Source organism: Streptomyces sp. NPDC087263 (assembly GCF_044744645.1).
Classification (GTDB): Bacteria; Actinomycetota; Actinomycetes; order Streptomycetales; family Streptomycetaceae; genus Streptomyces.
Genome location: NZ_JBIUYT010000015.1, coordinates 178165 through 200272 on the forward strand (window position 1 = coordinate 178165; position 22108 = coordinate 200272).

Genomic DNA, 22108 nt, shown 5'->3' on the forward strand with positions numbered 1-22108 from the left:
GATACGTACGGACGACAGCGGCGTCCTGCTCATCCCCGCGGCGCGGAACCCTTGGCGAAGGCCCTCTCCGCGAGGGCCCTCTCCCGTGTGAGGAAGGCGAGCCGGGCCGGCTTCTCGGGCAGATGGACCTCGGGCAGGTCGATCTCCGGCAGCACGATCTCCGGCCCCGGGACGAACCCCTGCCTGGTCAGCATGGAGATCGCCTTCGTGTTGCGCGCGTCGGGCTCGACCACGACCCGCTGCCGGTCGAGACCGACCAGCACATACGTGGTGAACGCGGCCAGCAACGCTGCCGACCAGCCCGGCCGCCCGCCGCCGGGTCCCGCGGGCCCGATCAGCAGGTGGATCCCGATGTCCCCGTCCTGGACGTCGTAGCACTCGCTGACGCGGTCCGCGTGGGGCTCGTACGTCTGGAAGAGCGCGGCCGGTGCGCCGTCCTTGACCGCGAGGAAGGCGTGGTGGGTGTCGAGCGAGTCCAGATGAACGTAGATCTCCAGCACCTGCTCTCTGCCGAGCCCGTTCATGCCCCAGAACGCGGCGCGCTCCTCGCTCACCCAGCCGTGGATGACGTCCAGGTCGGCGTGCGGGTCGACGGGCAGGATCCGGATGGTCCCGAAGCCGTCGACGAGCTCCTCGTGGACGGCGTCACGGCGCCCGGCGTACGGCTCAGTCCGCATGGTTCTCCTTGGTCAGTACATTCCAGTCGGTGGTCACTCGGACCAGATCTCCCTTGACCCACAAGGGGAGTTGGTCACGGTGGTGGACGGCCCCCGGGACACCGTCGGCGCCGAGCGGCACCACCCAGAGGCTCTGGTCCCGGTCGGCGAGATCCCACACGTAACGGGCGGCCGGACCGCGCACGCTCAGATCGCTGAGCCCCGGCACCGCCGAGGTGCACAGCACACAGTCGTGGTCGCCGGAGAGCCCCGGTTCGTCGTACGACGTGACAGCGACCGCGCGCCAGGGGGCGAGCCGGTGGGTCTCGCCCCAGGTGCGCGGGGTCCAGTCGGCGGCCACGTCCTCGACAGCCGCACCCACCACCGCGGCGCGATCGATGCCGTACAACTCCTCGGCCCTCAGCAGGCTTTCGAGGGCGAAGGCGACGCGTGGAGTGAGGGCGAGCCAGGGTAGGAAGATCTCCGGGTACGGGGGCGGGTCGGCGAGCACGGCAAGCGCGGGGTGCGCCGCGAGCCGTCGTACAACCGCACTGCGGACCGCCGCGAACGCCGCGGCGCCGACACTCTCGGCGTCCATGTGCCGGTCCCAGCCGAGGAGTTGGTCCAGCAGGGCGACGGCCGACGGGCTCAACTCCTCACCGAGAGCCGCGAGATGGTCCAACAGCGCCCCGGCCGAGGCGAGATGAGTGTCCATGTGGAGGGCCGCCATGTCACCGGCGGCCCACTTCGCCTGTGTATGGAGAAGTTCCTGGATGCGCGCGGCACGATGGGGCGCGGCGAACTCGACACCGAACGGAGTGGCGAGCCCCCGCTGGTTGGCCATGACGGCGATCTCGGCACCGGCGGCGTGGGGCATCTCGTCATGCCGGCCCCGCCACTCCCGCCCCGGCTCCCACGCGTCCACGATCCGCGTCCGGTTGTCCGCACTCCGCACCGGAACCCGTCCCGCGACCCGATGCAGCAGCCCGCCCGCGGTGTCGGCGGCCTGGACGACGTTCACGGGCTCGGCCCAGAGGTCGAACGCCCGGTCCACATCGGCGACCTGACGGGCTCGCAGAAGAGGAAGCAGCGCACTGAAACCGAGGTCCTCGGTGACGCGAGGCGGATAACGGAGACTGATGGACTCCTCCGCACCGACTCCCCCGATGATGACCGGCCCCCGCTCCGTCTCGATCACCTCGACCTCGACGGACGAGCCTCCGGCCACCTCCACCCTCTCCACGTGCCGCGCCGCGGACCGCCACGTGCCATCGGGACCGAGCGCCTCGACCGACGACGAACCGCCCTGCCGCAACCGCTCCCGGTAGAGATCCTGGTAGTCGGCCATCGCGTTGGTGATCGCCCAGGCGACGTGGCCCGTGTGACCGAAGTGGGCGATGCCCGGGACGCCGGGGACGGCGAGGCCGACGACGTCGAACTCGGGGCAGGCCAGGTGAATCTGCTGGTAGACGCCGGGGTCCTCGATGAAGCGATGCGGGTCGCCGCCGATGAGCGCGTGCCCGGTGACGGTCCGCGCGCCGCTCACCAGCCACCCGTTGCTGCCGGAGGTACCGGGGCCGTCGGTGGCGAAGAGCTCCACGGCCTCCGCGCCGAGCCGCCGCATGACCTGCTCGCGCCACAGCTTGGCGGGAAATCCGGCGAAGAGGATGTGCGTGCCGAGCCAGACGCCGAGCGGGGTCCACGGCTCCCAGCGCCCCGGAACGAGCCCGGTCTCCGCGAACTCGACCGCCCGCCGGCCACCCTCCACAAGCCCCTCATTGACCCCGTCCGCATACGACACGACCCACGCGGCGGTCTCGGGATCCCGTCTCTCCAGGGCGGCGAAACAGCGTCTGGCGGTGTCGTCGAGCCGGGCCTGTCGGGCGAACCGGTCCCAGGCGACGGCCTCGGCGCCGAGGAACCCGGCGGAGGTGCCCTGGAAGCGGTGCCGCTCGACCTCCAGCTGCCAGGCCCGGTCCACGGCGGTGACCCGGCCCTGGGCACGGGCGAGTGCGAGTGCGCTGTCGGCGCGCAGGTGAGGGATTCCCCAGGCGTCACGGTAGATCTCGACGGTCACGGTCCATCCCCACTCTTCTCAGGTTAGGCTAACCTAACCACCTTCGAGGAGAAATCGTACGTGAGGGGTGGAGACCGCATGGTTCCGGGGCACGGCTGGGAGGGTGCGGTCCTCAAACTGTTCCGCGGCAAGGACTTCACGTCCACGGTGACGGGCGCCGAGGACGTCACCCCGCACTACCGGCGCCTCCACCTCACCGACGGCGGCATGCTCGCGGCGACCGGCGTACACCCCACCATGTGGGTACGCCTGTGGTTCGACAACGCGGGCAAGCCGCACCAGCGGGCGTAGGCACTGGTCGACCCGGTCCCGGCGACCGGCACCTTCAGCCTGGAGTTCGCCCCGCACGAGGGCTGCGCGAGCGACTGCGCGAGGTCGGCGAAGCCCGGGGACACCATCGAGGCGACGGTCCAGGGCACCGCCTCCGCCTCGCCCCCGCCCGCCACGCTCTCCGCCCGCTCCCTGACGTCGTACGTCCGCAAGGAGCTGGTGCTTCCCCGCCGGCGGGTGCACGCGCTGGGCTACTGGCGCGCGACCTGACGCCACACCCGCCATCATCGATCCATGGACGTCACCCTCCACCTGGCCCAGCAGCCCGAAGCCGACGAACTCCTCGGACGCAGCCCCCTGGCAGCCCTCGTCGGCATGCTCCTGGACCAGCAGGTTCCGATGGAATGGGCGTTCGCGGGCCCGTACACGATCGCCCAGCGCATGAACACGAACGACCTCGACGCCGACGAGATCGCCACGTACGACCCCGAGGCCTTCGCCGCCCTCCTCTCCACGAAGCCGGCCGTACACCGCTACCCCGGCTCCATGGCCAAGCGCATCCAGCAGCTGTGTCAGTACCTCGTCGAGCACTACGCCTCAGACGCGAGCGCCGTCTGGAACGACGTCACCACCGGTGACGAACTCCTCCGGCGCCTCAAGGAACTCCCCGGCTTCGGCCCCCAGAAGGCCCAGATCTTCCTGGCCCTCCTGGGCAAACAACTCAACATCCACCCCAAGGGCTGGCGCGAGGCCGCAGGCCCCTACGGCGACCCCCATTCCTTCCGCTCGGTAGCGGACATCACAGGCCCCGACTCCCTCACCAAGGTCCGAGCCCACAAACAGGAAATGAAGGCTGCCGCCAAGGCAGCAAAAGCGACCGACAAATAACCCAGAGCCCGAAGACCCGAAGCCCCCACGGCCCGCAGCCGAACGACGGCGGAAGGGGGCGTGCCGGTACGTCCACATGCCCGTCGCGTACGCCCGCGTCACCGGACCCCCACACCCTTGCCCGACGTCTGATCCGTCGGCGACGGGCGGGACCTACCGGCACGCCCCCGACCCACCCACCAGACGACCCACGCACCGGCACCGGCACCGGCACCGGCACCGGCACCGGACAGCGCACCCGCACCGGACACCGGCACGCACACCGCCCCGCACGCGACATCCACCACTCGGTCCACCCCGGTGGCGACGCCCCCCAAACCGTCCCCAGCATGAGACATGACCGAGGAAAGAGACGCGCCCCCCACCCCCCTCGAAGGCCCCCTGAACCTCCTCACCCGCAGCGCCTGGCAGGCGGTCCTCGCCGCCGGAGTCGCCGCGCTCGCGCTGGGCGTCATGGTGCTGGTCTGGCCGGGCGCCTCACTCCTCGCCGCAGGCGTCCTCTTCGGCCTCTACCTGCTCTTCAGCGGCGTACTGCAACTGGTCTCCGCCTTCGGCACACACGCCGCGACATCCCTCCGGGTGATGGCGTTCATCAGCGGCGCCCTGTCCATCCTGCTGGGCCTGTTCTGCTTCCGCGGCGCGATGCAGTCGATCCTGCTGCTGGCCCTGTGGATCGGCATCGGCTGGCTGTTCCGCGGCATCACCCAGACCCTCGCCGCCGCCTCCGACCCGGGCGTACCGGCCCGGAGCTGGCAGATCTTCCTCGGGATCGTCAGCTTCCTCGCCGGCATCGTCCTGATCGTGTCGCCCTTCGAGTCGGTCGCCGTCCTCACCCTCGTGGGCGGCCTCTGGCTCCTCGCGGTAGGCATCACCGAGATCGTCACGGCCTTCCGGATCCGCACACTGGCCCACCATGTCCCACGCGCCCTCTGACGGACGACACAACTCTTCGTCGTCAACACCGCACCCGCCCCGTACGCCAAGAGGGCGGATCTCACCGTCCCCCGATGAACCACCGGCCTCCGACGGGGACATGACGTGACATGAAGCTACGGGTGCTCGTCCTGCTGGTCGTCGCGATCCTCGCGACGACCCCGCACCCGACGGCACTCACCGCACCCCCCGGCGCGCTCGCCACCGAAGCCCCCGCAGGCCCGGCCGCCCCCGCCACCCCCGCGGCCCCCTCGGCCCCCGAAGCCCCCGGCGCCGAACCCGACGTACTCGACACGGCCCTGCGCCCACCCGCCCGCCAGAGCCACCGCCCCGCCACCCCCCTGCGCCCCGCACCCCCCGCCAAGGCGACCCACCCGGGGCCGAACCCGCACCCCCGCCCCGTACCCACGCCACCACCGCCTTCCCCCACCCTGCACGCACTGCGCTGCACGGTCCTGCGCTGCTGAGAGTCCCGGCCCTCCGGACGCCTCCGGACCCGTCACCCACTCACTCACCAGCGAACGCAAGGACTCCCCATGCCCAAGGACCCCTACGCGGTCCTGCGCGCCCTCCTGCGCGCGGACGCCGTACGCAACGCACCGAAGCCGGCACCCCGTCAGCTCCCGGACGGACAACAGCAGAAAACACCCCCGAAGAAGCCCGAAAGCAGCTGACCAACGGGAAGCCGGCCGCCCCTCTCACCGAAGGGGGGCGGCCACCCCGGGTCCGTCGCGAAACCCCCGCCGAGGGCCCTACCGCTTCCGCCGAGCCGTCCCGAAAAGCGACCGCGTGATCTCCCGCCCGATCTGCGTCCCCACCGACCGCGCAAGCGACTTGAACATCCCGCTGCCGACAACCTGCTCGACAACGGAAGCGTCCGCCCTGGGCTCCTTGGCCCGCCTCTTCTCAGGGGACGACACGGCTTCAGGCGCCACCGGCTCACGCGCAGCCTCCGCCGCCGTGAGCTTCTCGTACGCGGACTCACGGTCCACCGCCTGCGCGTAGCGCCCGTACAGCGCCGACCCCTTCACCGCCGCATCGAGAACGCCCGCGTCTACCGGCCCCATCAGGGACTGCGGCGCCCGCAGCCGCGTCACCGCGACCGGCGTCGGCGCGCCCTTCTCGCTGAGCACGGTGATCACGGCCTCGCCGGTGCCGAGGCCGGTGAGAACCTCCTCCAGGTCGTACGGCGAGTTCGGGAAGGTCTTCACCGTGGCCTTCAGCGCCTTCTGGTCGTCGGGCGTGAAGGCGCGCAGGGCGTGCTGGACGCGGTTGCCGAGCTGGCCGAGGACATCGGCCGGGACGTCCTTCGGGGTCTGGGTCACGAAGAAGACGCCGACGCCTTTCGAGCGAATGAGCCGGACGGTCTGCGTGATGGAGTCCAGGAAGGCCTTCGACGCGTCGTTGAAAAGAAGATGGGCCTCGTCGAAGAAGAAGACGAGCTTCGGCTTCTCCGAGTCACCGACCTCAGGAAGGTCGTGGAAAAGGTCGGCAAGCAGCCACATCAAAAAGGTCGAGAAGAGCTGCGGCTTGTCCTGCACCTCGGGCAGCTCCAGCACGGACACGACACCCCGCCCGTCCCCCGCCACCCGCAGCAGCTCGCTCGTGTCGAACTCCGGCTCTCCGAAGAAGGGGCTCATGCCCTGCGCCTCGAAGGCGGTGAGGGAGCGCAGGATCACGCCCGCCGTCGCGGTCGAGAGCCCGCCGATCCCCTTCAGCTCCGCCTTGCCCTCGTCCGAGGTCAGGAAGGTGGCGACCGCGCGCAGGTCCTTCAGGTCGACCAGTTCCAGGCCCTTCTGGTCGGCGTAGTGGAAGATCAGGCCGAGCGACTGCTCCTGGGTCTGGTTGAGCTGGAGCACTTTGGAGAGCAGCACCGGTCCGAAGCTCGTGATCGTGGCCCGTACGGGGATGCCGTGCCCCATGCCGCCGAGGGCGTAGAACTCGGCGGGGAAACCGGTCGCCACCCACTCCTGACGTACATCGGCGGCCCGCCCCTGCACCTTGTCGTTCGGGGCGCCGGGCGCCGAGATCCCGGAGACGTCGCCCTTGATGTCGGCGAGGAAGACGGGCACGCCCTGCGCCGACAATTGCTCGGCGACCAGCTGAAGGGTCTTGGTCTTCCCGGTGCCGGTGGCGCCGGCGACCAGTCCGTGCCGGTTCAGCATCGGCAGCGGAATGCGGATCTGTACGTCGGGCAGGCACCGCGCGTCCCAGAGCAGCGCGCCGAGATCGAGGGCGGGCCCCGAGAAGGCATACCCGGAGGCGATTTCCAGGGCCTCCTTGGGGAGAGCGGCGGCGCCACCGACAGCCCCGGAAGAGTCACCGTTCGCCCCGGGAGCCCCACCGCTCACTCCGGGAGCCCCTCCGCCCGTCGCGGGAGCGCTTCCCGCCGTCTCAGCAGCGGCGGCCGCGGGCGCGGTCCCGGCAGTGGCCGGAGGTACGGTCTCGCTGTCACTCATATCAGGCCCCTGTTCCCGGTTTACCCCGATTTAAGGCGTCTTTTCCAGCGTCGCACTCCGTCGCCATGGCTGCGCCCGGAAGGTCTTGACCGGTAGGCTTTCCGTGTGATCTTCAAGCGCATCGGAAACGGCCGGCCGTACCCCGACCACGGCCGGGAAAGCACCCGGCAGTGGGCGGATGTCGCGCCGCGCCCGGTCCGCCTCGATCAGCTGGTGACGACCAAGGGCCAGCTCGACCTGGAAACGCTGCTCGCCGAGGACTCCACGTTCTACGGCGACCTCTTCGCGCACGTCGTGAAGTGGCAGGGCGATCTGTACCTGGAGGACGGCCTGCACCGCGCCGTCCGCGCGGCGCTCCAGCAGCGCCAGGTACTGCACGCACGCGTGCTGGAACTGGACTGACCGACGCTTGTTGACCCTTTTGGGTTGGACTGCGCGCGGGACAATGATCATCTAGTAGTTATCGTCGCCGCGGAGCACTACGCTGCGCCCATGAGCATGCTCACTCCCCCTGGCATGGGCGGCCAGTACCGGATCACGGGGGACAAGTACCCGCGGATGCGCCGACCCCGCGGGCGGCGCAGGCTCGCGTTCCTGGTCGTCGTCACCGTCGCCGCGATAGGGCTGATCGGGTGGGGAACCCTGCAGCTCATCGACGTCTTCACAGGCGGCGGTGACAAGGCCGCGGCGGCGGGACCGAAAGCGGACTGCGCGTCGAAGGCAAGCCCCTCGGCCACCGCCTCCAGCGCCTCCACGACCTCCGTCGCCGCCAAGGCACTCCCCAAGCCGGGCCAGATCACCGTGAACGTCTTCAACGCGACGCCCCGCAGCGGACTCGCCAAGGAGACCGCTGACGAGCTGAAGAAGCGCGGCTTCCGGATCGGCGACGTGGGCAACGCGACGGGCGCGTACGACAAGAAGGTCGACGGCGCGGGGATACTGCTCGGCGCGAAGGGCGCGGCCCAGGCCGCGCTGCCGGTGCTGAACACCCAGCTCTCCGGCGCCCAGCTGAAGACCGACGGCCGTACGAAGGCCGATCAGGTCGACCTGATCATCGGCACCGGCTTCAAGAACCTGACAGTGAAGGAGGACGCCGACAAGGCGCTGGCCGTCCTGGCCCAGCCCCAGCCGACGCCCTCCGCCACGAAGAACAGCTGCTGAAGGCGTACACACGGTAGGTAGGTAGGTAGATAGGTACGTGTAGATACGTACCTACTCGGCAGCCCCGTACATCCGGTCGCCCGCGTCCCCGAGGCCCGGCACGATGTAGCCGTGCTCGTTGAGCCGCTCGTCGACCGACGCGGTCACGACCGTCACCGGTGCGCCCGCCAGCTCGCGCTCCATGAACTCGACGCCCTCGGGGGCGGCCAGGAGCACCACGGCGGTGACGTCGTCGGCGCCGCGCTTGATCAGCTCGTGGATCGCCGCGACGAGGGTGCCGCCGGTGGCCAGCATCGGGTCAAGGACGTACACCTGGCGCCCGGAGAGGTCGTCCGGCATGCGGGTCGCGTACGTGGACGCCTGGAGCGTCTCCTCGTCGCGCACCATGCCCAGGAAGCCCACCTCGGCGGTCGGCAGCAGCCGCACCATGCCGTCGAGCATGCCGAGGCCGGCCCGCAGGATCGGCACGACGAGGGGGCGCGGGTAGGAGAGCCTGACACCGGTGGTCGGGGAGACCGGGGTCACGATGTCGACCTGCTCCGTGCGCACGTCCCGGGTGGCCTCGTAGGCGAGCAGAGTGACCAGCTCGTCGGCGAGCCGCCGGAAGGTCGCGGAGTCGGTGCGCTGGTCGCGCAGAGTGGTGAGCTTATGGGCGACCAGGGGGTGGTCGACGACGTGGAGACGCATGTCCCCAACAGTAACCGGGCTCCGGGCGCCCGCCACTGCCCCACCGGACACCGTTCCACCCTCCCCTTGACCCGTCCGCTGGCATCAAACCGCCCATCAGGGGGAAAGTGGGAGGGACGGACCTGGGGTGGTGAGCCTGTGCGAGACCGGGAAGAGGAGTTCCCCGAGCGGCTGGAGACGGACGCCGAGCGCCGCCGACGCCGCGCCCAGTTCCTCCGCGACCTGGCCGAGGCGCGCGAACTGCGCGACCGCGTCCAGCCCCGCCGCGCCAAGACCGCCCGCATGCGCCACGCCATGCGTATGCGCACGTTCCGCTGGTGACCACGCGGTCGTGCCGGTAGCGACCCGCGCCGCGCGCACACCGTCCGCCGACAGCCCCGCGAGGTGCTTGCGCGCCTCTCACCCCCAGCCGCACCATGTGCTTGCGCGCCCTTCACCGGCAACCACGCCGTGCGGGTGCGCGACATCCGCCGGCGACCCGTCCACGCGCCGCCCACGCCGTGAGGGCGGGGAGGTGCGTATGTGGTGCCGACGGCCGCGTACGATCCGCTGTTAGCGATCAAAAGAGGCAGACACAGCAGGCCGAAGACGTCCCCTGAGGGCTCTGTTTCTGCCACGATTCCGAGTGGGTGGGACTCGGAGAAACGCGCCCCGCCCACAGCCTCCGCCGGGGGGACCCCCAACCGGCACGCCTATGACAGTGGGAGAGTCACGGTGTACTTCGCCGCACTGCTCGCGCGCACCGAAGACGGGTGGGAAGCGAGCGACACAGAGCTGGACGATGTGGAGACCCTGTCGGATCTGACGGATCTGGCCCGTGAAGCCTCGGAGGAGGCCGACACGGTACTCGTACTCATCGAGCAGGAGGACGCGTGGTTCGGCGTCCTCCGCCTGGACGGTGAGGAGGACCCTCGTATCTACGTCTCGGACGCCGCAGCGGCTGCCCGCAGCTCGTACGGCGAGATCCTGCTCACGGACGAACTGCTCGGAAGGGAGCCCGGCGACGACGATGTCGCCGACCTCGACTCCCTGGACCTGGACGGCACCGAGGACGGTGAGCCCGACAACGAAAACGACTCCGACGAGGAGGACGAGGAAACCGGCGCCTCCGGCGAGACCGTGTCGCACAGCCCCGTCGGGGACCGCGACATCCTCGCCGATCTCGGTGTCAGCGAAAAGGAACTGCTCGCCCTGGACGAAGGCGACGCGCTCAGCACGATCGCCGACTCGCTGGGAGCGGCGGAGGTTCTGGAGACCGTCCGTTAGGTTCCTCGGCTAGGTTCCCCTGGTGAGCACTGCCAAGGAGACCCCTCAACCCGATCCGGTGCGCGACCGCTGGCGGGCCGCGATGCGGCTCGCCCTGGACGAGGCCCAGCTCGCCGTCCGCGGCGGGGATGTTCCCGTCGGCGCCGTCGTACTGTCCACGGACGGTACGACGGTGCTCGCGACCGGGCACAACGAGCGCGAGGCGACCGGCGATCCGACGGCGCACGCCGAGGTTCTCGCGCTCCGTAGGGCCGCCGCCAAACTGGGCGAATGGCGGCTGTCCGGCTGCACGCTCGTCGTCACCCTGGAGCCCTGCGTCATGTGCGCGGGCGCACTCGTGCAGTCCCGGGTGGACCGGGTCGTCTACGGCGCCCGCGACGAGAAGGCCGGCGCGGCCGGCTCCCTCTGGGACCTCGTACGCGACCGCAGGCTCAACCACCGCCCCGAGGTGATCGAGGGCGTCCTCGCCGACGAGTGCGCACACGTACTCACCGACTTCTTCCGCGCCCGCTGACCCTGCCCGACGAGTCCCCGACACGTCTCCAATACGCCCCCGATGAGTCCCCGGGAGTAGGGGAAACGGATTTCGGAGCACGCCCCACCTTGGGGTAAGGTCTCTCTCGGTAGCGTGTCCGAGCGGCCGAAGGAGCTCGCCTCGAAAGCGAGTGTGGCGCAAGTCACCGAGGGTTCAAATCCCTCCGCTACCGCAGGTAGACGAAAGGTCCGGCTCATCACGCCGGGCCTTTCGTGCTGCTCCGTCTCAATTTCCGTCTCAGTTGGGGCGTTGGACGGCGTCACTACCCTGCAATGACTCGCTCACAGCATCAATCAGGTCGCTGTGTGCACGTCCGAGTGTGTACCTCTGCTGCTCCTCGCGAGCCCGCCACCCGGCCCTGATTTCGTCGGTCGCCGTCATGATGCCGTCGGCCCACTCCTGAATCCCTTCGTTGTACTGCTCGGTCAACTGCCAGAGCTCGCGTGCCGCCTGATGCACCCGAGCGGGTCCGAGGAGACGGAGGGGGAAGTAACACGTCCGAATCTCGTTCATGCTCGTGTGATAAGCGCTCCAGACATCGGCTGATGCCTCGATCTCCAGGTCGAACATGCGCGTGACGTTGGATGCGGCAATGGTGAACCTGTCGTACACCTCAAGCATGAGGACCGCCGCGCGTTTCCTCTCGTCCCGCAACCAGTGGTCGTGCTGAGCACGTTCTTGGGCCCGCGCCTGTTCGATCGTCGCGCGCGCCGTGGTCTCGGCACCTATACGCGCCCCACGGACCGCGGCCAGTCCACCCATAGCTGCGCCGCCAAGCGCACCGACCAGCCCCGCGCCCGCTGCCACTAACGCCACCAGTCCATCGTCCATGACGGCAGGATGTAAGGCCGGGGACCGGATGCGCACGAATTTCGGCAGGTTGGGCCGCACCCCTCATGGGAGGACTGCGGCCCACAGCCGCTCTTAGAGGGCGTCTGAAAAGCCTGTCAGCGGGCAAGTTGCCTGGTAGCGGGGTGGTGGCGCACTTTCGGGGGCTGGGGTGTGCGGGCTGCGTACCTGCTATTCGACGGATCTTTCTGATCCGGAGTGGGAGATCCTCCGTCCGCTGGTTCCGGCGGTCAAGCCCGGTGGTCGGCCGGCGAAACACACGCGGCGGGAGATTCTCAACGCGTTGGTGTACTGGCTGCGGGCCGGCTGCGCCTGGAGATTGTTGCCGCATGACCTGCCGCCGTGGCAGACGGTTTACCACTACTGGCGGCGCTGGCAGCAAGAAGGCGTGTGGGAGCGGATGTTGACGGCGTTGCGTGAACGCGAGCGGGCACAGCTCGGCCGTGATCCCACTCCCAGCGCGGCCATCGTGGACAGCCAGAGCGTCCGGGCCAGTGAGCGCGGTGGCCAGCACGGATACGACGGCGGCAAGAAGGTCAGCGGCATCAAGCGCCACCTGCTCGTCGACACCCGCGGCACCGTCCTGGTCACCTGCGTGAGCCCGGCCGGCGTCGGCGACCGTGATGGAGCTGTGGTGCTGTTCGCCCGTGCTGCCGATGCCTTTCCGCGCCTACGACACGTGTGGGCGGACCAGGGCTACCGCGGCGCCGACTTCCACGCCTGGGCCCGGAAAGCCACCGGCATTACCGTGGAGGTCGTGCAGCGCCGTGATGGTGGATTCCGCTCGACCTGGGCTCGGGTGGGGACACCACCACCGGCAGTGCCCCTCTTCGCGGTGGTCCCGCGCCGTTGGGTGGTGGAGCGGACGTTTGCCTGGCTGGGACGGTGCCGCCGCCTATCAAAGGACTACGAGTACCTGCGCGTCTGCTCGGAGAATGTCATATACCTCTCCATGGCCATGCTCCTCGTGCGCCGCCTCGCAAGACCAGCCCGCTGACAGGCTTTTCAGACGCCCTCTAACCAGCCCGCACGAGCTTCCCAGCGGTCCCATCGTCATCGTCGTCCGAGCGGTCATCGCTCGACTTCCACAAGAGTCCGTCAACCTGCCGCGCGACGTTGCTGCGGACCGTGTCGACCATGTGCTGATACCTCGCGGCCATGGCCGTTGAGGACCAGCCCATGAGCCCCATGACGGCGCGCTCGGAGACTCCGAGGATCAACAGGACCGTAGCCGCGGTGTGCCGTGCATCGTGCAGGCGGCTGTCTCGTACCTTCGCGTCACGCAACAGCTCCTTCCAGTCGTCGTAATCCGTGCGGGGCGAGGTTCCGCGACCGGTCTCGGTCGTGAAGAGCCAGCCCTCATCCGTCCACTTGTCGCCTGCCTCCAGGCGCTCGGCTTCCTGCTTGGTCCGGTGCGTGCGCAGCAAGTCCACAAGCTGTGCAGGAAGCCCGACCGCTCGCCGTCCGGCACGAGACTTGGTGTCGGCGGTCTCCGGGTTGGTCCGCTGACGCTGCGGGCAGTACCCGGCTTTTCTGCCGCACGTGTCTCCGCATCCGTGGGCATAGCGCGGGCGCCGGCGGCTTCGGCGGACCATCAGAACACCCCTGCCCAGATCCACATCCGTCCACTTGAGTCCCAGCGCCTCACCCTGACGGAGTCCCAGAGCGAGGGCCACGGCCCAACGTGCGGAGTTCCTACGCTCGTCGGCCGCTCGAAGCAGCCTCTGCACGTCTTCCACGGGGTACGGCTCGACTTCCTGCTCTCGTACGCGGGGAGCCTTGGCCAGTCGTACGGGGTTTTGCCCGAGGTGGCCACGCCGGACTGCCTCATTCAGCGCAGTGCGGAACGTGCGATGGATCTGGTGAATCGTTCCGGCCTTACGGCTGTTTGCCTGCATCGTCCCGTAGAAGTGCTCGATGTGCTCGGGCTTCAGCCTGTCGAGCCTGTGGGCGCCGAGACCGGGGATCAGGTGCTTCCGTACGACGACGCCGTAGCCCACCATCGTGTTCTCGTTCACTCCGAGCGGGGCGATGTTGTCGACCCAGTGCGTCAGCCACGTCTTGACCGTCCAGGGCTTGCCCAGCTTCCGCATGGTCTTGGCGTCACGCTGCCGCTCCAACTCGCGGACGGCGTCGGTCACCTCGGCTCGGGTCTTGCGTTCAACGTGCCGGCGGTCGGGACTGCCGTCGTCGCGGATACCGACGGTGACACGGCCGTGCCATTTCCCGTCCTTGCCAAGGTAGATGGACGATCGACCGTTGGGCTGGCGGGTGCGCTTCGTGCTGTCGTTCTCGTCTGCCATGGGCGTACTCCTCAGGCGGCGACTATCGAGGCTGCGGGACGGTGGGTTTTGCGGCGGCGGGCCACGTACTCGGGTACGGCGTCGACGGGCACCCTGCGGAGGTGGCCGACGGTGATGGACTCCAGCTCTCCGGAGCTGATGAGCCGGTAGCAGACAGTCCGGCCGATGCGGAGGCGTCGCGCGGCTTCCTCGACGGTGAGCAAAACCAGAGTGGGATCGATGGAGTCGGTGAGCTGAGCCGGATCCATTCGGTGACTTCTCCTCAGCGAGGACGCGGGGGCGATCGGGCCCCCTTCCTGTCAGGTCCGCTACCTCCGCTACCGCCCTGGTCAGGGGCATAATCGAGGTAGCGGATACGGGTAGCGGTAGCGGATGGAGTGGTGCGGGTAGCGGATAAATCCAGGCTTGCCGCTACCTTTTCTAGGCCTCCGACCTGCTCGGTAGCGGAAGTAGCGGACTCTCAGGGGGTGGGGGGCAGTACCGCTCCCACGCGTCGTGCAAGTCCGCGGCGTAGTAGCCCTTCATCACGCTGCCGCCGGTCTTGATGTTCCGTGCCGTGACCGGGGTGTTGTCGGCGGTCATGTACTCGCGGAGCATCCGCGCCAGTCCGCGGGCATCGAGGGGCTTGCCGCTCATGTCCGCCCACGGGGCCTCTTCGAGGCTATCTGTCTGACCCGGCGGACGCGCTGACCCCCGTCGCGTCGCTCTTCACAGGCACGGCCGTGCAGGCGCACCCGCTGCCCGGCGGCATCGGACGCGCTTCTGCGCTGAAGTTGTCGTACAGCAGCTACCAGAAGGCGAGCCGTGTCCTTGCCGCGGTCGCGTATGCCCTCGCCAAGGACTACGGAGTAGAAGGGGAGCTGCTCGACATCGCGCAGGGCCGCACCACCAACTACCTCGCGGAGACGGCCTACATCCCGAAGGTGGCCGCGCGGTCATGGCGTTGGGGCCCTGAAATGGGCGAGGTGGCCGACGCCCTGCGGGAAGCCGGGCTCCCCGCCGATCTGGCAGAGGCGTCAGCCGCGGTCATGAGCCGATGGGATGCCCTCAGGGACTCATCCCTGAGCACTCCCGAGGCGCTCGGTCATCTGCACGATTCGCCGGATGACGAGCCCGACTAGCTCACCGCCGCTTGCATCATCTCAATGGCCTCCGCGACGCCCTGCACCACAAGGTCGGGCTCACGGGGGCCGTCGCTCCATGTACGGCCGTTGGCCACCCACGCCGTGCGAAGTCCCGCCGTGTGGCCTCCCTCTATATCCGTCTCAGGCCCGTCTCCGACCATCCACCCTCCCGCGGCGAGCCGGACGCCGCAGAGCATGGCGGCGGCCTCGAAATGCTCGTACGCCGGTTTCCTGGCCCCAATCTCCTCCGAGACCGCGATCCCGTCGAAGAACGACACGAGCCCGGTCGCGGCGAGCTTGGCCCGCTGAATATCCTCCGCGCCATTCGTCGCGATACCGAGCGTCCACCCCGCACCGCGCAGCGCTTCGAGCCCCTCCCGAGCCCCGGGAAAACTACGCACTGAACGCGCGATGCCATCGACGTACTCACGCCAGAGGTCGCCCGGGTCGTCGCTGAGCCCAAGCGCCTCCCGTAGATGGACGAAGTCCGCCGGATAGGCACGTTCCCGGAGCCGCTCATAGATGACGGACTCCGCTCCCCCGGGCAGTCGTCGCGACCGCACGAAGCCGCGAGCCCAGTCCTCCAAGCCCCCACGTCGGTCAATCATGGTGTTGTCGAGGTCGAAAAGTGCCAGCACACGGCGACGCTACGCGTCGGGCAGCCTGGCCAACTAGCTCTGAGAGGGCGGTACGTGAACTAATGCCCGTTTCAGCCTTTCGGCTGGGGCAGGCAGGCTGGTCACAGGCTCGCTGGAGCCTTACCTGGAATCCGGGACCAACACCAGGGAAGACCCTACGGTCAAAATGGGCAATTGGGGCATGCTGTGAATATTGAGGAAATTTTTCTTGATCATGAACCTGATAAGATCTTCGCGGACCGGGGGAGAATTGCCCGACTGCTCGGGCGTCCTTAATTTTCCCTACCTTTAGGCACCTCTGACCAAGGTGCCCGTAATCAACGGGAGATTTCGAAAAGTGAAGAACGTTAAGCGGTCCATGGGGGCTGTTGCATCCCTGGTTGCCGTTCTGGGGGCCACTGTTGTCGCCGCTCCGTCTGCGTCCGCGACGCCTTCCGGTTGCGGAGAGACCTCTAACGGCAGCCTGTGCATCAATGGCGGGACAATCGGTACCAAGGGTACCTATACGTTTACCGTCAGCTACTCCCGTAACGGGGACCCGATCACCGTTAAGCTTGGCGACCAACGCAAGAACGACCAGATCACCGCTGCGGAGAACTACTACGGCAGCGTGAAGCTCAGCTCGGTCAGCAGCTACGGTGAGCTGAGCCAGAAACACTCCATCGATGCCGGCGACTGCATCCGCGGCATCATGGAGTACAAGGGCGCGACGTACGTCACCAAGTGGCGTTGCCCCTGACGGTAGCCTAGCGGGTGTCGCACCATGTATGCGGCACCCGCAGCCCTACCTGATACTCAAGGGAAGATTCATCGTGTGGGAGATCATTCTCTACCTAAATTTCGCCACCGTGGCGGGATTTCTTTTCTTGTGTGCAGCGATTCCCTGGGGGGCTGCTGCAATTGAAGCGCGCACGCAGGGCATCATCCCGATGTTGTGTCGTGTGTCTCTGGCATGCTGCTTGCTGGTGATCCTCGCAGTCACGCTGATCCCGAGCCAGTCGATCGGCAGCGGTGGGCAACGGTACATCTCGTGGGTACCCGGTGAGGGTCTCTGGGGGAGCGATCTGTCCACCATGGGTATGGGCAGCATGGAGCAGGAGATGATCCTGCGCTTGCAACTGGCGAACGCCCTGATGTTTGTCCCTCTCGCCCTACTGCTGGTGTTCGTCCCCCAGCAGCCGCGGCTGGGCCGGGCCGTGTTGATCTGCCTCGCTCTGAGTGTTCTGATCGAGGCGACGCAGTACGTGATGAATGCCGGCCGCACGGTTGACGTCGACGATGTCCTGTTCAATACCTTGGGCGGTCTCATCGGCAGCCTACTGGCGTTCTTTCCCCGTCGCGCCTTTCTGTACGTCGATACTGAGGATTCTGTGGAGCTCGCCGCGGGGTGACCGCGCTGTTGGATGGGTCCGACAAGGCTGCCGAGGAATTCAAACGACTGGCCGAGCGCGGAACCCTGGTCGAAACCGAGCAGGGCTTCTTCCCTCAGCCGCGGCCGTAACCACCCGGCGAGCCCGTGACCAGCCTGCCCGCCCCAACCGAAAGGCTGAAACGGGCATCAGCTCACGAACCACTCTCTGAGCGTCGCCCTATGCCATCGGACCTTGAGCGTGTGCCAGCGGAGTTCAAGTGAAGCCCACTGCCCACTCAGCTCAGGGCGGTGGGCCTGCGAGGAGGAGGTACGGCCCGCAGCAGCTCCCACAGTGGGCGGGAGCCCGACGCCCAGATCCCAGCGTCTGGCGGTCCACCACGTGCAGCCTCTACTGCTTGGCGAATACGACGGCCGGCGCGGTCACCCTTCCGTTCGTCACAATCACCGCGATATCCGCCCCGTGCACCTGCCGGGCCGTCCCGTTGAGAACCTGGAGATCCGGCGTACCCACCGCCGAGCCCCGAGCCCCGTTGCGGCGGTGCTTGCATTGGATTACCCAGCGCCGCCCGAACGGGTCGGTTGCCTTCACATCCGCTCCCAGATCACCACCCCCGCCGACCCGCTGAGCGTCCCGGCAGCCGTCCCGGCGCATCAGCTCCCGTATCGCGTCCTCGAACCGGGAGTGGTGCAGTGCGTCCAGTTGAGGCAGCCCGTAGCGCAGACCCTGCACTCGCACGGCCTCCCACCGGGCTTGGTGCTGCCGGTTGTAGAACCAGCCGACGCCAGCCAGCACCCCCAGCACCAGGATCACGACCAACAGCCACCAGTGCGCCAGGAGCCAGTGCACCACGGCGACCGCTACGACCACCGCTACCACCAGACCGATCAGTTGCGCCTCTGCCCGCTGGCGCCGCTTGCTACGCCGAGCGCGCCGCCGCGTCACCGCCCACCGTCCGCGGCCGGGAACCTGATCGGGTACGACACGGTGGGCTGCGGCCGCTTCACCTTCATCGTGTTCTCGGTGTCCCACCTGATCGGGTAGTGCACCGTCGACTGAGGACGTGGACCGGTGCCGTTGCCCGTTCCCACCGTGACGTTGCCGTTGCCTATCCCCACAGCCACCAGCCCGACCACGGCTAATATCGCCATCTCCCGACGCGCACCCGGAGCCCACCGCGTGTACCCGCGAACCGGTGTGCCGTCCTTCCTTACATACGGATTGACCCAAGGCACTTTGCCGTCTCCCCCTCGCCAGACCTCCCCGCAAACCGCCCAACCTTGCCGCGGTCTCTGACACTAAGTTAGGGAACCACCACCTGACGTGATCAAGGTAGAGAGGAACAGGACAAGCGTCACAGGTTGCCGGGTGGCTCTCGCACCAGAAATCGAACATATGCTTGAATCCTGGCCATGGCGCACACGACGTACCCGCTCGATCTGATCCAGGCCCAACGCGACTGGAACCGCACCTACGCGGCGCTGGAGCGTCGACCGCTGCACACAGCCGCGCTGCGTCGTCGGTTGCAGCAGCTCTCTGCCCGGCTTGCCTCCCACTCGTTTTGGGAGACGAGAGCCGGCCGTTCGCCGGGAGCGAGGGTTGGCCTGCGCCGACAGGTCCGGGAGTTGGAGGACGCGGAGAGCCGCCTCACGGAACAGCAAGAACGCATCCTGAAGTGCATCAGGGACTGGTAGCCGACCGCGGGGAGACTCCCTCGATGCGTGAGATCTGCCGAAGCGTAGGCCTGTCGAGCACGGGGTCAGTCGCCTACCAACTGGACAAGATGGAGGAACTCGGCGTCATCGACCGGGGTCCCAGCCGCGGCAGCGGGAGGGGAATCGCCCTGCGCTGGTAACCATCAGGGCGGGTCCGCCCTACATGACACCCCAGTCGACCCCCTGGCCGTTGAACCAGGGGGGCGACTGCTGTGCGGCTCAGCCGCTACGGCGGCCGAGCAGGAAGTAGGCCAGTGGCAGCAGTGTGGCTAGAACGATCAGGCTAACTTCGAACTGCCATGGCATGCCTGCTTCCATCAGGTGCAAAGCGCGCGCCATGAGGAAAGGCCCAAGGGCCGACCCTCCAACGCCAGTGGCGACTCCGAGAGCCCTCATCAGCAGGTCGGACTGTTCCGCAGGAACCCCCACAGCAATCGAGGGGCCGTCCGGAGTCGTCCTGAAGGTGACATGGGCCGCCGAAGTCGGCTGGTCATCATCTTCGACGGGCGAATTGCTTTCATTGATAAGCACAAGGTGCCTTTCGGCGGGTTTGCTGCTGGCTGCTTGTGCTGCTACTCCATGCCCGAGATCAGCCGAACCCGAGGACTCAGCCGGCTTCCAAACGGAAGACCAGGACTCCGACTGTTCCCGCGACGCATGTCAGTGGAACCGAGAACAGCCGTACTTGGACAGGTCGTGCCGTAGGCGATGCGACCACGACAGCCGAGGAAGGACAGCGCCAATCTCGGCGCTCAGACCTTAGCAGGACCGATGCATAGACGCACCAATCTGGTGCAGATATGATGCGCAACGCACGGTCAGCACATCAGGAGGAAGTCCATGCCCGAGTCCGCGAGCCAGCCTCGACATACGGCAAACGAACGCTACTCCGTGACGCTCGTGCCGCCCGCCGTAGACGCCATTGCCGAGTTGACCGAGAGGACTGGCCTCTCGAAAGCCGATGTCATCAATCGAGCAGTGCAGATCTACGCATACCTCGACGCCCAGCGACGAGGTGGGGCAGATCTACTGTTGCGGCAACCGGATGGCACGCCCGAGAAGCTGCACATCGTCTGACCAGCCCCTTCGGGGCGTCGGTCCGTCTCAGTTTCCGTCTCATTCATCGCCGTACGCGGCCATTCAGAGACGTTCACCCCGCGCCCGTGAGCACAGCATCCGTACGGGAATGAACGCCCGTGAACGACGCCGGATCACGCCCTGACCAGCACGAACAGACCTCGAAAGCGAGTGTGGCGCAAGTCACCGAGGGTTCAAATCCCTCCGCTACCGCTTTCAATACCCTCCTGACCTGCGGAAACGCAGTCAGGGGGGTGTTTTGCGTGAGGCATGTGCCGCACAGCCGTGAGACACATGAGGACAGCAAGAGCGCAGGAGCCCCACCCACCAGGTGCAACACGACTCGCGACGGAGGGATCCGTCCCTGCGCGCCCCTCACGACTCCCCGCGCAGAGCACCGGAGGACTGGCTCGTGACGCAGGCGTCCACTAGACTGAACACAATCGACCCCCTCCCAAGCCTCTCGTCGAAGCTCAAATGGGAGGGGCCTTTTCATTTCCCGGGGTGGCGAGTGAAACCAAGCCTGTCTGTGGAAGAGCAGGTTGACCTGCTGTCCCGTCGCGGCCTCGTGATTGACGATCGACAGCAGTGCACAGGCTTCCTGAGAGCAACGAACTACTACCGCTTCTCCGGGTACGCACGGTACTTTCAGCAGGCTCCCCACCAAGGCGACGATATGTTCGTCCGCGGGGTCACCTTCGCTCAGATACGCAGCATCTACGAAGCCGATGAGGCGCTACGTGCCACGCTCACGGTGCACCTGGGGCAGGTCGAGCTGCTCCTACGTACCCACGTTGCACGCGTCATCGCCGACGACCACGGTCCGTACGGCCATTTCCTTGAGAAGAGCTTCTACACCGATGCAAGCACCGCCGAACCGACTGTTGAGGCGTGCTTGCGTGACATCGATCGCAGCAAAGATCGCCACATCCTGCGCTACAGAGCCGATCATGGCAAACCTGTCGGCTACAGCGAGCTGCCGGTTTGGTCTGCTGTCGAAGCGTGGTCGTTCGGGACGCTGTCAAAGGCCATCGAGCGCGGAGCAACCGGCTCTCTGGCCGAGGCCGTGGCGACCAGCCTCGGGATCGCAAAGAGCGGCTTTGCGTACCGCGTGAGGTCCCTGGTCTATTTGCGTAACAGATGCGCCCACCACAGCAGGCTGTGGCACCACTCGGTCCTCGACGCCGGCCCCACACCGAACAACGTACGGAGCAAGGTGAAGCGGTTGGCGGGTCAGTTTGAGCCGCGCTCTGTTCTCGATGTGATCGCCTCACTCGACGATATGGCTGTACGCGGCAAGGCCGCCGATCCGGTCATCCCCCAGCTCGTTGATCATCACAGCCGCGACTTGAGGTTCTGGGAAGGACTGGTTGCACCGCAGAATCCACGCGACCACCAACTATGATGTGCGGGATATGTCTGCGCAGTGCTGGATAAACACAGCTATTACCGCAGCGCATTGCGGAGCGCACACCCGCCAGCTCGATGTATTCGCCACCTCAGCCAGCTCCCCCACGCCTTACGCGCACCGGCCTCGTACCGGCGCATGCGGCGGATGCACCACCCGCTGGAAAAGTGCGCCGAATGCCTTTGAGATCACCTTCGACTGACTTCCCTCGGTAGCTCCGGCAACCTGATTTGCACCGTTTACTTGAGTGCCCCGGACTCGCAACCGGACGGGATGGGTCTGCTGCAGGGGTGGGTGACAAGTTCGGTCACGCGGCCTGGAGGGCCGGTGTGGTCATGACGGTTTCGTATTCGACGGGGGTCAGTCGGCCAAGTGCGGCTTGTCTGCGGCGTCGGTGGTAGGTCCGCTCGATCCAGGTCACGATCGCGATCCGCAGTTCCTGGCGGGTGGCCCACTTCCGTCGGTCAAGGACGTTCTTCTGCAGCAGGCTGAAGAAGGACTCCATGGCCGCGTTGTCGCCTGCTGCCCCGACTCTTCCTATCGAGCCGACGATCTGATGCCGCCCAAACGCCCGGACGAACTTCCGGGACCGAAATTGGGCGAGTTCAACCAGTCGTTGCAACGCCGGGCTGTTGCAGCGAGCGTAGCTGCTCTTCGAAGACCTCGGCGGGTGTCCGCCAGCCGAGGGTCTT

26 protein-coding genes, 1 tRNA gene and 4 pseudogenes are annotated in these 22108 nt (G+C 67.4%); 19 read left to right on the forward strand and 12 right to left on the reverse strand.

Annotation, left to right across the window (positions count from 1 at the left end):
• Positions 1-29: 29 nt before the first annotated feature.
• Positions 30-677, reverse strand: a complete 648-nt coding sequence (locus ACIPC1_RS37250; RefSeq protein WP_402525489.1) for a GNAT family N-acetyltransferase — start codon at positions 675-677, stop codon at positions 30-32.
• Complete coding sequence (locus tag ACIPC1_RS37255; protein ID WP_402525491.1) at positions 667-2733, reverse strand: penicillin acylase family protein; 2067 nt, start codon at positions 2731-2733, stop codon at positions 667-669. Before ACIPC1_RS37255 ends, ACIPC1_RS37250 begins: the two co-directional genes overlap by 11 nt.
• A gap of 78 nt (positions 2734-2811) precedes the next feature.
• Between ACIPC1_RS37255 and ACIPC1_RS37260 the strand changes: the two are divergent.
• From ACIPC1_RS37260 to ACIPC1_RS37280, 5 genes and pseudogenes are all read left to right on the forward strand, one after another.
• Positions 2812-3273, forward strand: a pseudogene (locus ACIPC1_RS37260) (hypothetical protein).
• Between the two features lie 24 nt (positions 3274-3297).
• Positions 3298-3891 carry an HhH-GPD-type base excision DNA repair protein gene (locus ACIPC1_RS37265; protein WP_402525493.1) on the forward strand — a complete coding sequence of 198 codons (594 nt, stop codon included), beginning with the start codon at positions 3298-3300 and terminating at the stop codon, positions 3889-3891.
• Positions 3892-4227: 336 nt separating this feature from the next.
• Complete coding sequence (locus ACIPC1_RS37270) at positions 4228-4824, forward strand: HdeD family acid-resistance protein (RefSeq protein WP_384381039.1); 597 nt, start codon at positions 4228-4230, stop codon at positions 4822-4824.
• 110 nt (positions 4825-4934) lie between these two features.
• Positions 4935-5291 carry a hypothetical protein gene (locus ACIPC1_RS37275; protein ID WP_402525496.1) on the forward strand — a complete coding sequence of 119 codons (357 nt, stop codon included), beginning with the start codon at positions 4935-4937 and terminating at the stop codon, positions 5289-5291.
• Positions 5292-5360: 69 nt separating this feature from the next.
• Positions 5361-5498, forward strand: a complete 138-nt coding sequence (locus tag ACIPC1_RS37280; protein ID WP_402525499.1) for a hypothetical protein — start codon at positions 5361-5363, stop codon at positions 5496-5498.
• Between the two features lie 78 nt (positions 5499-5576).
• On the opposite strand, the gene ACIPC1_RS37285 is transcribed toward ACIPC1_RS37280, so the two are convergent.
• Positions 5577-7283 carry a helicase HerA-like domain-containing protein gene (locus ACIPC1_RS37285; protein ID WP_402525501.1) on the reverse strand — a complete coding sequence of 569 codons (1707 nt, stop codon included), beginning with the start codon at positions 7281-7283 and terminating at the stop codon, positions 5577-5579.
• A 105-nt stretch (positions 7284-7388) separates the two neighbouring features.
• Here ACIPC1_RS37285 and ACIPC1_RS37290 point away from each other — a divergent pair, with 105 nt between their 5' ends.
• Positions 7389-7685, forward strand: coding sequence for a type II toxin-antitoxin system VapB family antitoxin (locus tag ACIPC1_RS37290; RefSeq protein ID WP_003999914.1), 297 nt, complete (start codon positions 7389-7391; stop codon positions 7683-7685).
• Positions 7686-7799: 114 nt separating this feature from the next.
• Complete coding sequence (locus tag ACIPC1_RS37295) at positions 7800-8444, forward strand: LytR C-terminal domain-containing protein (RefSeq protein WP_402525546.1); 645 nt, start codon at positions 7800-7802, stop codon at positions 8442-8444.
• 51 nt (positions 8445-8495) lie between these two features.
• Here ACIPC1_RS37295 and upp read toward each other — a convergent pair whose 3' ends face one another.
• Positions 8496-9131, reverse strand: a complete 636-nt coding sequence (gene upp, locus ACIPC1_RS37300) for a uracil phosphoribosyltransferase (protein ID WP_384381048.1) — start codon at positions 9129-9131, stop codon at positions 8496-8498.
• Positions 9132-9269: 138 nt separating this feature from the next.
• On the opposite strand from upp, the gene ACIPC1_RS37305 reads away from it, so the two are divergent.
• The 4 genes from ACIPC1_RS37305 to ACIPC1_RS37320 all read left to right on the forward strand — a co-directional run bounded on the left by ACIPC1_RS37305 (position 9270) and on the right by ACIPC1_RS37320 (position 11104).
• Complete coding sequence (locus tag ACIPC1_RS37305) at positions 9270-9452, forward strand: hypothetical protein (protein ID WP_384381051.1); 183 nt, start codon at positions 9270-9272, stop codon at positions 9450-9452.
• A 393-nt stretch (positions 9453-9845) separates the two neighbouring features.
• The gene (locus ACIPC1_RS37310) at positions 9846-10397 is read left to right on the forward strand and encodes a hypothetical protein (protein WP_384381054.1); all 552 of its coding nucleotides are present in this window, start codon (positions 9846-9848) and stop codon (positions 10395-10397) included.
• 82 nt (positions 10398-10479) lie between these two features.
• The gene (gene tadA, locus ACIPC1_RS37315; protein WP_402525549.1) at positions 10480-10911 is read left to right on the forward strand and encodes a tRNA adenosine(34) deaminase TadA; all 432 of its coding nucleotides are present in this window, start codon (positions 10480-10482) and stop codon (positions 10909-10911) included.
• A 108-nt stretch (positions 10912-11019) separates the two neighbouring features.
• A tRNA-Ser gene (locus ACIPC1_RS37320) sits at positions 11020-11104 on the forward strand.
• Positions 11105-11169: 65 nt separating this feature from the next.
• Here ACIPC1_RS37320 and ACIPC1_RS37325 read toward each other — a convergent pair.
• On the reverse strand, positions 11170-11763 hold the full coding sequence (locus ACIPC1_RS37325) for a hypothetical protein (protein ID WP_402525504.1): 594 nt from the start codon (positions 11761-11763) through the stop codon (positions 11170-11172).
• 169 nt (positions 11764-11932) lie between these two features.
• Here ACIPC1_RS37325 and ACIPC1_RS37330 point away from each other — a divergent pair, with 169 nt between their 5' ends.
• The gene (locus ACIPC1_RS37330; RefSeq protein WP_402525506.1) at positions 11933-12778 is read left to right on the forward strand and encodes an IS5 family transposase; all 846 of its coding nucleotides are present in this window, start codon (positions 11933-11935) and stop codon (positions 12776-12778) included.
• 19 nt (positions 12779-12797) lie between these two features.
• On the opposite strand, the gene ACIPC1_RS37335 is transcribed toward ACIPC1_RS37330, so the two are convergent.
• From ACIPC1_RS37335 to ACIPC1_RS37345, 3 genes and pseudogenes are all read right to left on the reverse strand, one after another.
• Complete coding sequence (locus ACIPC1_RS37335) at positions 12798-14084, reverse strand: tyrosine-type recombinase/integrase (protein ID WP_402525508.1); 1287 nt, start codon at positions 14082-14084, stop codon at positions 12798-12800.
• Positions 14085-14095: 11 nt separating this feature from the next.
• Complete coding sequence (locus tag ACIPC1_RS37340) at positions 14096-14332, reverse strand: helix-turn-helix domain-containing protein (RefSeq protein ID WP_402525510.1); 237 nt, start codon at positions 14330-14332, stop codon at positions 14096-14098.
• 172 nt (positions 14333-14504) lie between these two features.
• A pseudogene (locus ACIPC1_RS37345) lies at positions 14505-14750 on the reverse strand (DUF3631 domain-containing protein); the annotation flags it as partial.
• Between the two features lie 56 nt (positions 14751-14806).
• On the opposite strand from ACIPC1_RS37345, the gene ACIPC1_RS37350 reads away from it, so the two are divergent.
• A complete protein-coding gene (locus tag ACIPC1_RS37350; protein WP_402525513.1) occupies positions 14807-15205 on the forward strand; it encodes a DUF1932 domain-containing protein in 399 nt (132 codons plus the stop codon).
• Here the strand turns inward: ACIPC1_RS37350 and ACIPC1_RS37355 are convergent.
• The gene (locus ACIPC1_RS37355) at positions 15202-15846 is read right to left on the reverse strand and encodes an HAD family hydrolase (protein ID WP_402525516.1); all 645 of its coding nucleotides are present in this window, start codon (positions 15844-15846) and stop codon (positions 15202-15204) included. The genes ACIPC1_RS37350 and ACIPC1_RS37355 overlap by 4 nt on opposite strands.
• A 337-nt stretch (positions 15847-16183) precedes the next feature.
• Between ACIPC1_RS37355 and ACIPC1_RS37360 the strand changes: the two genes are divergently transcribed.
• Entirely contained in the window at positions 16184-16585 is a 402-nt protein-coding gene (locus tag ACIPC1_RS37360; RefSeq protein WP_402525518.1) for a hypothetical protein, read from the forward strand.
• A gap of 73 nt (positions 16586-16658) precedes the next feature.
• The gene (locus tag ACIPC1_RS37365) at positions 16659-17237 is read left to right on the forward strand and encodes a VanZ family protein (protein ID WP_402525520.1); all 579 of its coding nucleotides are present in this window, start codon (positions 16659-16661) and stop codon (positions 17235-17237) included.
• Positions 17238-17493: 256 nt separating this feature from the next.
• Here the strand turns inward: ACIPC1_RS37365 and ACIPC1_RS37370 are convergent.
• Positions 17494-18161: pseudogene (locus ACIPC1_RS37370) on the reverse strand (restriction endonuclease).
• On the reverse strand, positions 18158-18367 hold the full coding sequence (locus tag ACIPC1_RS37375) for a hypothetical protein (RefSeq protein WP_402525522.1): 210 nt from the start codon (positions 18365-18367) through the stop codon (positions 18158-18160). Before ACIPC1_RS37375 ends, ACIPC1_RS37370 begins: the two are co-directional and overlap by 4 nt.
• Positions 18368-18628: 261 nt before the next feature.
• Between ACIPC1_RS37375 and ACIPC1_RS37380 the strand changes: the two genes are divergently transcribed.
• The 4 genes from ACIPC1_RS37380 (at position 18629) to ACIPC1_RS37395 (ending at position 21413) form a co-directional block, all read left to right on the forward strand.
• Positions 18629-18910, forward strand: a complete 282-nt coding sequence (locus ACIPC1_RS37380; protein ID WP_402525525.1) for a hypothetical protein — start codon at positions 18629-18631, stop codon at positions 18908-18910.
• 23 nt (positions 18911-18933) lie between these two features.
• Positions 18934-19071 carry a hypothetical protein gene (locus tag ACIPC1_RS37385; RefSeq protein ID WP_402525527.1) on the forward strand — a complete coding sequence of 46 codons (138 nt, stop codon included), beginning with the start codon at positions 18934-18936 and terminating at the stop codon, positions 19069-19071.
• Between the two features lie 700 nt (positions 19072-19771).
• Entirely contained in the window at positions 19772-20008 is a 237-nt protein-coding gene (locus ACIPC1_RS37390; RefSeq protein ID WP_402525529.1) for a hypothetical protein, read from the forward strand.
• Between the two features lie 412 nt (positions 20009-20420).
• Complete coding sequence (locus tag ACIPC1_RS37395; RefSeq protein WP_402525531.1) at positions 20421-21413, forward strand: Abi family protein; 993 nt, start codon at positions 20421-20423, stop codon at positions 21411-21413.
• Between the two features lie 310 nt (positions 21414-21723).
• On the opposite strand, the pseudogene ACIPC1_RS37400 reads toward ACIPC1_RS37395, so the two are convergent.
• Positions 21724-22017 (reverse strand): annotated as a pseudogene (locus ACIPC1_RS37400) (IS3 family transposase); the annotation flags it as partial.
• Positions 22018-22108 lie beyond the last annotated feature (91 nt).

Coding starts and splice junctions, on each gene's coding strand:
- ACIPC1_RS37250 (WP_402525489.1), bottom strand. CDS start 677: ATGCGGACTGAGCCGTACGCCGGGCGCCGTGACGCCGTCCACGAGGAG.
- ACIPC1_RS37265 (WP_402525493.1), top strand. CDS start 3,298: ATGGACGTCACCCTCCACCTGGCCCAGCAGCCCGAAGCCGACGAACTC.
- ACIPC1_RS37270 (WP_384381039.1), top strand. CDS start 4,228: ATGACCGAGGAAAGAGACGCGCCCCCCACCCCCCTCGAAGGCCCCCTG.
- ACIPC1_RS37275 (WP_402525496.1), top strand. CDS start 4,935: ATGAAGCTACGGGTGCTCGTCCTGCTGGTCGTCGCGATCCTCGCGACG.
- ACIPC1_RS37280 (WP_402525499.1), top strand. CDS start 5,361: ATGCCCAAGGACCCCTACGCGGTCCTGCGCGCCCTCCTGCGCGCGGAC.
- ACIPC1_RS37285 (WP_402525501.1), bottom strand. CDS start 7,283: ATGAGTGACAGCGAGACCGTACCTCCGGCCACTGCCGGGACCGCGCCC.
- ACIPC1_RS37295 (WP_402525546.1), top strand. CDS start 7,800: ATGGGCGGCCAGTACCGGATCACGGGGGACAAGTACCCGCGGATGCGC.
- upp (WP_384381048.1), bottom strand. CDS start 9,131: ATGCGTCTCCACGTCGTCGACCACCCCCTGGTCGCCCATAAGCTCACC.
- tadA (WP_402525549.1), top strand. CDS start 10,480: ATGCGGCTCGCCCTGGACGAGGCCCAGCTCGCCGTCCGCGGCGGGGAT.
- ACIPC1_RS37325 (WP_402525504.1), bottom strand. CDS start 11,763: ATGGACGATGGACTGGTGGCGTTAGTGGCAGCGGGCGCGGGGCTGGTC.
- ACIPC1_RS37335 (WP_402525508.1), bottom strand. CDS start 14,084: ATGGCAGACGAGAACGACAGCACGAAGCGCACCCGCCAGCCCAACGGT.
- ACIPC1_RS37340 (WP_402525510.1), bottom strand. CDS start 14,332: ATGGATCCGGCTCAGCTCACCGACTCCATCGATCCCACTCTGGTTTTG.
- ACIPC1_RS37375 (WP_402525522.1), bottom strand. CDS start 18,367: ATGGCGATATTAGCCGTGGTCGGGCTGGTGGCTGTGGGGATAGGCAAC.
- ACIPC1_RS37380 (WP_402525525.1), top strand. CDS start 18,629: ATGGCGCACACGACGTACCCGCTCGATCTGATCCAGGCCCAACGCGAC.
- ACIPC1_RS37385 (WP_402525527.1), top strand. CDS start 18,934: ATGCGTGAGATCTGCCGAAGCGTAGGCCTGTCGAGCACGGGGTCAGTC.
- ACIPC1_RS37390 (WP_402525529.1), top strand. CDS start 19,772: ATGCCCGAGTCCGCGAGCCAGCCTCGACATACGGCAAACGAACGCTAC.